This window comes from Streptomyces sp. SID3343, from assembly GCF_009865215.1.
Taxonomy (GTDB): Bacteria; Actinomycetota; Actinomycetes; order Streptomycetales; family Streptomycetaceae; genus Embleya.
Map to the genome: position 1 here is coordinate 1 of NZ_WWJX01000576.1, position 7,756 is coordinate 7,756.

General features: G+C 72.8%; 8 protein-coding genes. 3 read left to right on the forward strand and 5 right to left on the reverse strand.

Translation table 11 applies throughout. The annotated features are described in order from the left end of the window. On the reverse strand, window positions 1-1,121 hold a 1,121-nt coding region (locus GT354_RS17785; RefSeq protein ID WP_161357289.1), incomplete at its 3' end, for a DUF2330 domain-containing protein. 84 nt (window positions 1,122-1,205) lie between these two features. Continuing rightward, a complete protein-coding gene (locus GT354_RS55805) occupies window positions 1,206-1,961 on the reverse strand; it encodes a class I SAM-dependent methyltransferase (protein WP_202512002.1) in 756 nt (251 codons plus the stop codon). 257 nt (window positions 1,962-2,218) lie between these two features. On the opposite strand from GT354_RS55805, the gene GT354_RS17795 reads away from it, so the two are divergent. Together GT354_RS17795 and GT354_RS17800 are read left to right on the forward strand one after the other, a co-directional pair. Beyond that, a complete protein-coding gene (locus GT354_RS17795; protein ID WP_161357291.1) occupies window positions 2,219-3,298 on the forward strand; it encodes a magnesium and cobalt transport protein CorA in 1,080 nt (359 codons plus the stop codon). 146 nt (window positions 3,299-3,444) lie between these two features. Further along, window positions 3,445-4,908 (forward strand): acetyl-CoA acetyltransferase, encoded by a 1,464-nt coding sequence (locus GT354_RS17800; protein WP_161357292.1) that lies wholly within the window; start codon window positions 3,445-3,447, stop codon window positions 4,906-4,908. Between the two features lie 36 nt (window positions 4,909-4,944). Here the strand turns inward: GT354_RS17800 and GT354_RS17805 are convergent, their stop codons facing one another. The 3 genes from GT354_RS17805 to GT354_RS55810 form a co-directional block, all read right to left on the reverse strand. Further along, window positions 4,945-6,150: a cation:proton antiporter gene (locus GT354_RS17805; RefSeq protein ID WP_161357293.1), complete on the reverse strand. Its 1,206-nt coding sequence runs from the start codon at window positions 6,148-6,150 to the stop codon at window positions 4,945-4,947. Window positions 6,151-6,233: 83 nt separating this feature from the next. Then, window positions 6,234-6,455: a hypothetical protein gene (locus GT354_RS17810; RefSeq protein ID WP_161357294.1), complete on the reverse strand. Its 222-nt coding sequence runs from the start codon at window positions 6,453-6,455 to the stop codon at window positions 6,234-6,236. Window positions 6,456-6,675: 220 nt separating this feature from the next. Next, the gene (locus GT354_RS55810) at window positions 6,676-6,804 is read right to left on the reverse strand and encodes a hypothetical protein (RefSeq protein ID WP_272923839.1); all 129 of its coding nucleotides are present in this window, start codon (window positions 6,802-6,804) and stop codon (window positions 6,676-6,678) included. A gap of 702 nt (window positions 6,805-7,506) precedes the next feature. Between GT354_RS55810 and GT354_RS17815 the strand changes: the two genes are divergently transcribed. Next, window positions 7,507-7,671 carry a hypothetical protein gene (locus GT354_RS17815; RefSeq protein ID WP_161357295.1) on the forward strand — a complete coding sequence of 55 codons (165 nt, stop codon included), beginning with the start codon at window positions 7,507-7,509 and terminating at the stop codon, window positions 7,669-7,671. The last annotated feature ends 85 nt before the right edge of the window (window positions 7,672-7,756 follow it).

The following is a 7,756-nucleotide window of genomic DNA, read 5'->3' on the forward strand; positions in this document are numbered from 1 at the left end:
GCCGACCGGCGCCGCCTCGCCACCAGCAGGCCCGCCCCGACGAGTACCGCGACCACGCCGACCACGGTCGCCAACCACGCCGGTATGCCGCCGACCTTCAGCAACTCGTCGTGATAGCGCGCCTGTTGGTACGTCGTGTCGTGGCCGGCGGGTCGCAGTTCGTGGTCGTCCGCGATCGTCGAGGGGGTGGGGAACTCCTGGTCGATCGCGGTCAGGAAGGCGGGCTTTCCGGCTATGGGCTGCAACTGCGGTACGGCCGAGGCCGGTTCGCGCGGAGTGCCCGCGTACAGCACCTTCGGTGCGGCGCCGCCGATGTTCGAGCGGGGTTGCATGCGGTGTGCGGCCACCACGTACAGCCGCAGGTGCTGCGGCACCTTGGCCAATCGCGAGAGCCGCATCGGGTAGACGAGGCGGTCCGACGCGAAGCTCAGGTGCAGCGGATCCAGGTTGCCGCCGAGCGGCCGGCCGGACTCGTCGGGTGCCAGGCGGATCGCCACGTACTCCCAGTTCTGCCGCACGTACGGGTCGAGGGCGGTCGCGAGCGCGTCCGGCAGGTGGAACCCGTTGGTGGTGAGCCACTCGCCCAGTGCCTTGGAGTCGGTGGCGGCCAGCCGGGCGACGTCGAAGGGCCCCAGCCGCTCCCGGCCGACCACGGCGACCCCCGAACCCGGCGCCGGGGCAGTCGCGTTGCGTGATCCGCCGTCCGACGACCCGCCGGAGAACGGCCAGTCGCCGTCGCGCGGCCAGAAGTGCCGGCGCACCCGATCGACGGGCGCCACCACCGTCTCCAGCGTCGAGAACAACGCGTCGTCGCCGAGGGTGAGCGTGGCCCGCGAAGGCACCGGCATGATCCACGCCGCCTGCTCGGCGTCACCGGAGACGGTCAGCCGCATGTCGATCTCCTCGACGCCGCCGTCCCACCGCACCACGGAGGTCTCCTGACCCACCGTCAGCGTCCGGCCCGCGGCCGGCACGGCGGCTCCGCATCCGCACGCCCACGCCGGCTGCGCCACCATGGTCAGTTGGATCGACGCCACCGCGAGCAGCAGCCGCAGGGCTCGACCCCGCCACCTGCCCCCCGACCGCGCGACCGTCGCTGCCCCGCCCCTCGACGAACCCATCGTGTGCTGCCTCTCCTCGCGCGCCGGAACACCCCTGCGACGCGGCGTCACGGAAATCGGTTCCCGTGCGCGGGCGGCGTCCGGCTACCGCCGGGCGATCAGCGCGAAGCGGTGACACGACGCCTGCAACGGCCGCCCCTCGCTCAGCTGCGCGTGCAGGGCGCGCAGCGGCTCGGCGTACGTGTCGACGTCGAAGTCCGGGACGTGCCACGGCGTGATTCGCAGGAACAGGACCAGGGCGCCGATGTCGTGGAACGCGGACGGCGCCAAGGCCTCGTCCCGCCAGGTGACGTCGAAGCCGGCCTCGGTCAGTTCGGCCGCGGCGGCCTCCAGGTCCCACGCGGCGTACGCGTGCGCGGGCGCGGCCAACGCCGCGTTGAGCTCCGCCAGGTCGCGCCCGCCGACCTGCTGGGTGACGAAGGTTCCGCCCGGGGTCAGGACCCGGCGGATCTCGGCCGGGTCGTAGGACTCGTGCCGGCTGACGATCAGCTCGAAGGACCCGTCGGGGAAGGGCAGTTTGTCGTCGTCGTCGACCTCGGTGACCGGGATGCCGAGCGGCTCCAGCCGCCGCCGCGCCACGGGGAGGTTGGGCGGGAAGCCCTCGGTCGCGGCGGTGCGAGCCGGCAACGCGCCCAGCGACGTCAGGAACTCGCCGCCGCCGGTGCCCAGGTCGAGCAGCGAGGCCACCTCGGGCAGTCGCTCCCGGACGAGTTGTGCGTAGCTCCAGGGGAGAGTCTGCTCGGCATCGGTGAAGCGCCCCTGGAACACCCCGAAGTCCCAACCCTCGAACGGCGTGGTCAGTCCTTCGGTGATCAGTCGGTCGTAGTCGTCCGGGTCCACGTGCACGTTCCCCTCACGTCTCGCGTCTCGGGTTTCCCCGCCTGCCCCATTGTCGCCGGCGTGGGACGTCGGACGGTCCGCCGGGTGGGCGCTACGAGGGCCTTGAGCCGGTTGCGAAGGCCCGGCCGGGACGCGCCCTGTCGGGACCGCCGGCTGCCCGGTACGGTCGCCGAGGGCGGCCGTTTCGGGTCGGTTCGAGCACCGGTGAACGGCCCGTGTACCGGTGGTGAAGCAAGCGAGAACCAAGGAGGACGGGCATGCACTGGCGACGTCATGGGCGCGCCGCTCGGGATGGGCGCGCCGAGACGGAAACCGCCCCGGCCTCAGCGGCGGCGTGCGCGCCCGCGGTGGTGGACTGCGCGCTGTACGAGGACGGTGCCCGGCGGCCCGGCTCGCTCGCGCTGGGTGAGGCGCTCGACGCGGCTCGGGCCAAGCCCGGCAGCTTCGTGTGGATCGGTCTGCACGCGCCCGACACCGGGGACCTGAGCGAGATCGCCCAAGCGTTCGACCTGCATCCGCTCGCGGTGGAGGACGCCGTGGAGGCCCACCAGCGGCCCAAGCTCGAACAGTACGACGACACGCTGTTCCTTGTGCTCAAGACGATCGTCTACGTCGAGCACGACGTGCTCACCGCGACCAGCGAGGTCGTCGACACCGGCGAGATCATGGTCTTCGCCGGCGACTCGTTCGTCGTCGTGGTCCGGCACGGCAGCGCGCCGCCGCTGACCGAGGTCAGGCGCCGTCTGGAGGCCGACCCGGCCCGGCTGGCGCACGGGCCCGCGGCGGTCGTGCACGCGATCGCCGACCAGGTCGTCGACGACTACGGGACCGTCGCCGACAAGGTCGAGGAGGACTTCGAACGCCTGGAGGCCGACGTCTTCTCGTCGCGGCGCACCGACGACGCCGAGCGTGTCTACCAACTCAAGCGCGAACTCACCGAGTTCAGGCGGGCGGTCGTACCGCTCGCCCGCCCGCTGGAACGCCTCGTCGCGGGCGACATCCCGGGGATAGGCGCCCCCGTGGCCCCCTACCTGCGGGACGTCCAGGACCACCTGGTGCTGGTTCGCGAGCGACTGCACGGCTTCACCGAACTGCTCGACAGCATCCTGTCCGCGTCGCTCGCGCGGGTGACCGTGCAGCAGAACACCGACATGCGCAAGATCAGCGCGGCGGCCGCGCTCATCGCGGTTCCGACCATGTTCGTCGGGGTGTACGGGATGAACTTCGAGCACATGCCCGAGCTGCACTGGACCTACGGGTATCCGGGCGTGCTGATCCTGATGGCCACCACGTGCGGGCTGCTCTATCGAGCGTTCCGCCGGAACGGGTGGTTGTGAGGTCGCCGGGCGTGTGGGGCGAGGTCGTTCGCGTGGTGCCGACGACGGGCGGGACCCGGTTTCCCTGGTGATCGTCGGCGGGCGCCGCTACCGTCGCTGCGCCGGGTGGTCCGGTGGCGGGACGAGCGTGCTGCGAGGGGGCGTTGATGGCGCCGGAGACGATGGATCCGCGGACACCGGTACTGGTGGGGGCGGGGATCGCCGAGCAGCGCCTGGCCGAGCCGGGGGCCGGCGTCGGCGAGTTGGAGCTGATGGCGCGGGCGGTGGAGGACGCCGCCGAGGGCGTCGGTGCGATGCTCGGGTCGGTGGGCCACGTCATGGTGCCGCGTGGGACGTGGCGGCACGGGGATCCGGGGCGGTGGTTGGCCCGACGCTTCGGTTTCGACGACGCGCACAGCACGTTGGCCGAACTCGGGGTGTTGCAGCAGTCGTTGATCACCCGCGCATGCACCGACATCGCCTCGGGCGCGGCGGACGTGGTGCTCGTGGTGGGCGGCGAGGCCGCGTATCGGCGGCTGCGGGTGCGGATCGCGGGCGGGGAACCGAGCGACCCGACGGCCGAAGGGGTACCGGACACCGTGTGGGCGCCGGGGGCGGACATCCTGGCCCGGGTGGAGATCGATCGGCATCTGGCGGTGCCGGCGCGGCAGTACGCGGTGATGGAATCCGCGATCGGCGCGGCGTACGGGGCTTCGCCGGCCGAGGACGCGCGGGCCATCGCGACGCTGTGGGCGGAGTTCTCCCGGGTCGCGCACGAGGGCGCCGGGTCCTTGCGCGACGGCGCGGTGGACGTCGAAGCGTTGGTGGAGCCGGCCGGGCGTAACGCGTGGTTGGCGAGCCCGTACACGAAGTGGCACTGCTCGCAGATGAACGTCGACCAGGCCGCCGCGCTCGTGCTGTGTTCGGTGGCGGCCGCGCGGCGCTTCGGGGTGGATCCGGGGCGGTGGGTGTTCCCGGTCGCGGCGGCGGAGGCGAACACGATGGTGCCGTTGGTCGCGCGGCCGGACCTGGGCCGCTCTCCCGGGTTCGCGGCGGTCGGGGCGGCATTGGGGGCGGGCGTGCGGGATGCGACGCGGCGCGACCTGTACAGCTGTTTTCCGGCGGCGGTGCGGATCCAGCAGCGCGAATTCGGGCTGACCGACCTCGCCGGCGCGGCGCTGACGAGCACCGGGGGCATGGCGTTCGCGGGCGGGCCGTTGAACAACTACGTGTTGCAGTCCACCGCGCGAGTGGCCCGGGCCATGGTCGCGGACCCCGATGCGGCGTCCGGGGACGCGCTGGTGACCAGCGTCTCCGGCATGGTGACCAAGCAGGCCGGGGCGTTGTGGTCGCACACCCCTCCGGCGGGCGGGTTCCGCGCGATCGACGTGAGCGCCGATCTTCCGCAGGCGCGCGTGGACGCGGAGTACGTCGGCCCGGCGCGGGTGGTGGGCCACACCGTGGCGTTCGACGGGGGCGAGCCGCAGGTGGCGGTGGCGATCGTCGAGGGCGCGGACGGGGTACGCACGGTCGCGTCGTCCACGGCCGCCGACACGGTGAAGTCCATGCCGCGCGACGCATGGGTCGGACGGGACGTGGTCGTACTGCCGGGCGGGCTGTTCGAGGTGTGAGGCGCGGCGGCGGGGACGTACGGGGGCTGCGACGCCTTACAACGGAGTGAGGTCGTCGTCGTCCTCTTCGACGGGCACCGGTACGGGCTTGGGACCGAACATCCGGCGCATGACGGGCTCGGCGTAGCGGGCGCTGAACGGCCCCGCGATCACCAGGATCAGCACGTACGCGGTCGCGAACGGCCCCATCCGCGGTTCGACGCCCGACGTCGCGGCCAAGCCGGCGATGACGATGGAGAACTCGCCGCGGGCGACGAGCGCGCCGCCGGCGCGGTAGCGGCCCGGTTTGGCGATGCCGGCTCTGGCGGCGGCCCAGTAGCCCGTGGCGATCTTGGTCAGCGCGGTCACCCCGGCCAACGCCGCGGCCGGGAGCAGCACATGCGGCAGATCGGCGGGGTCGGTCGACAGGCCGAAGAACACGAAGAACACCGCGGCGAAGAGGTCGCGCAGCGGCGCGAGCAGCGTTTGCGCGTGCTCGGCGACGTCACCCGAGATCGCGATGCCCACGAGGAACGCGCCCACCGCGGCCGAGACTTGCAGCTTGTCCGCGAGACCGGCGACCAGCAGGGTCAGGCCCAGGACGCCCAGCAGCAGCAGTTCCGGCTGGTCGCTGGAGAGCGCGCGCGAGATGCGGCCGCCGTGCTTGAGGGCGACGAACAGGACGACGCTGATCGTCCCGAGCGCGATCGCGACCGTGATCGAACCGCCGACGAGGCCCACGCCGGCGAGGAGCGCGGTCAGGATCGGGAGGTACAGGGCCATCGCCAGGTCCTCGATGACCAGGACGGACAACACCACGGGCGTCTCGCGGTTGCCGAGCCGGCCGAGATCGCCGAGGACTTTCGCGATCACTCCGGAGGAGGAGATCCAGGTGACGCCGGCGAGTGCGAGCGCGGCGACGGGTCCCCAGCCCAGGAGCAGGCCGGCCAGGAAGCCGGGTACGGCGTTGAGGAGGGCGTCGATCCCGCCGGCCGGCGCGGCGGCCCGCAGGTTGGTGACGAGTTCACCGGCGGTGTATTCGAGGCCGAGCAGCAGCAGGAGCAGGACGACGCCTATCTCGGCGCCGATCTCGATGAAGTTGTCGCTCTGGGAGAGGTCGAGGACGCCGCCGTGCCCGAAGGCGAGTCCGCCCAGGAGGTAGAAGGGGATGGGCGACATGCCCATCCGGGTGGCGACCCTGCCCAGGATGGACAGAGCGAGAATGATCGCGCCGAGTTCGATGAGCAGCGTTGCTGGGTGCATGGGTGGTTCTACTCGCGGTACTCGCAGGGACGGCGGACTACTGCCGGCCGCGGGTGAGGGCGATCCGCGGGCGGGGCTTCGGGTCAGTCCTCGGCGAGGAGTTCCGCGAGGGCGAGGGCCTCGGCCCGGGTGAGCCGGACGCCGGGGCCGCACGCGTCGGGGTCGTCGACGTTGTAGAAGGCGATCCGACGCACGCCGTCGCGTCCGGCCACGACGGAGATGGCCCGGCCGGCGGTCGTGGAGAGGGTGTACTGCGTGCCGATTCCCGGGAGGGGGGTCTCGGTGATGGGGACCTGGCCGGCCATGGGGCGCTCCTGTTCGAACGAGGGGTTTCAGGTTAGATGCAACGGGGGGCGGGCCGTGGTTCTTCCTGGGGTGTCAGGTGGGCTTGAGGCGGGATTGGGATGGGTTCGGGGCAGGTTGGGGGCGGGATCGGGACGGGTTCGGGGCGGGTTGGGGAGCCGACCTTTCCCCGGTGTCCCCGGCCCCACCACACCCGCCTTCCGCCGTCGGCGACTCGGCCCCTCACGACGACGAGGCGGCGGGTGCGTTCGACTCGTCGGGGGTATCGGCGCCCCCGCTCACCGCCACGCGGCGGGTCGCCCACGCCGACGACAGCGCGGCGCGCCCGGTCGGCTTCGCTGCCTCGTCCACCACCGCTTCCGGGTGGGTCCACTGCCGGGGTGTGACGTAGCGGAGGTGGTTGCGGCGGCGTCCCGTGCGGTGTCGTCTGCCGGGTGTAGTCGACTGGGGTGTAGTCGGCAGTGCGGACCGGGCGGCGAAGGCGGTACGGCCGTCGTGATGGTGGCGGCGGGTGCCTCGCCCGGGAGGCGTCCGCCCTCGCCGACCGAGGGTGCCTTCCCGAACCGTCGACGCCCTGATCGGCGCCGTCCGGATCGCACCCGAGGGGATCCGCGCGACTGTTTCGCGAGAACTCCCGCCGAGCACGAGGGCGGATCCGGTGTGCTCGTCGTCACCATGCGCCACGTGCGCGGGCGACGGACGGCCCGGGCGACGGCGGGCGACGTCCGCCGGCCGGGCGTTGCCGCCGAGGATCCGCAGCGCAAGCCGGATATGGCAAGCCGGATGTCGCAACCCGGATATGGCACCCCACCGGAGTCCCGATCCGTTCGTCCGCAGCGTCGCCGGAGGCGGGGCGGACGGGTGTTCGGGGCGGGCCGAGGCGGGCCGACGGGCAAACGGCGGCTCCGGGTTGCGCGGGCACGCGGTGGAGGTGGGTGCCGTGTTGTCACGGTCGGGCGAGTCGGTGTGTTCCTACTGTCGGCGCAGTGATCGGGGCGGTTTCGGGTAGTGGGGCGGAGACGTGTTCTTGCTGTCTTTCCGGAGGTTCTCGTCATGACCGACCCGTGGCCCGACCCGCTGCCGCCCGTTCCGCCGATGCCGGCCCCTCGTCCGCTCCCGGAGCCCGGCCCCGATCCGCTGCCGCCGGACCCCGGGCGACCCCCGCTGCCGGACGAGCCGCAGCCGGAACCCGAGCCGGAGCCCAGCCCGTTGGGCTGACCACGTCACCAGGCCGGAGCGGTCCGGGGTGGACGCGTTGGGATGGCCGGCCGCGCCCACCTCGGAGCGGTCCGCGGCCGGCAGG